This is a genomic window from Pseudomonas sp. KB_15, from assembly GCF_052114525.1.
Taxonomy (GTDB): Bacteria; Pseudomonadota; Gammaproteobacteria; order Pseudomonadales; family Pseudomonadaceae; genus Aquipseudomonas.
The window spans coordinates 1-558 of the sequence record NZ_JBFREX010000141.1 but is presented as its reverse complement, the minus strand read 5'-3'; the positions used below and the strand labels follow the sequence as shown (position 1 = coordinate 558).

The window sequence follows — 558 nt, the reverse complement described above, 5'->3', positions numbered from 1 at the left end:
GGCCAGGATGATCGGCGCGAAATCCTTCTGCGGATCGTAGGGCAGCGTCTTGTACAGGCCGGGGTTGGCCGCTAGCGCAGTGGAGGTGCCGAGGAACAGCGTGTAGCCATCSGCCGGSGACTTGGCGACATAGCTCGCGCCGATATTGCCGCTGGCGCCGGGGCGATTCTCCACCACCACTGGCTGGCCCATTTCCTCGCCGATCTTCTGTCCGAGCACGCGCGCGAGCACGTCGGTGGAGCCACCGGCTGGATACGGCACGATGATGCGTACTGGCTTGTTGGGATACGCGGCAACCTCTGCCGGCGTGGCATCGGCCGCGTGGGCAAGGGGCGCCAGCAACCACAGCGCGACGGGCAGGGACAGCGTCTTGAAGATGCAATGCATGACTACCTCTCCACCGGTGCGGCGTGGGTCCGCCCGGATGTTGTGTGGTAAAGGCACCCTCAGGTGCCGGCTCTTGTCTCCTCCGCATGCATGATGCGTGCCGATTCAGGTGGCGTAGCCCTGTTCCCGATCGTACGCGATGCGCTCGAAGTCCCGTTCGGTGGCCGGGCC

General features: G+C 65.6%; 1 protein-coding gene. It reads right to left on the bottom strand.

Annotated features, from left to right (window positions below; genetic code table 11):
* The coding region (locus AB4Z35_RS30115; RefSeq protein WP_442101174.1) for a Bug family tripartite tricarboxylate transporter substrate binding protein at positions 1–387 on the bottom strand (387 nt) is incomplete at its 3' end.
* Positions 388–558: the final 171 nt, after the last annotated feature.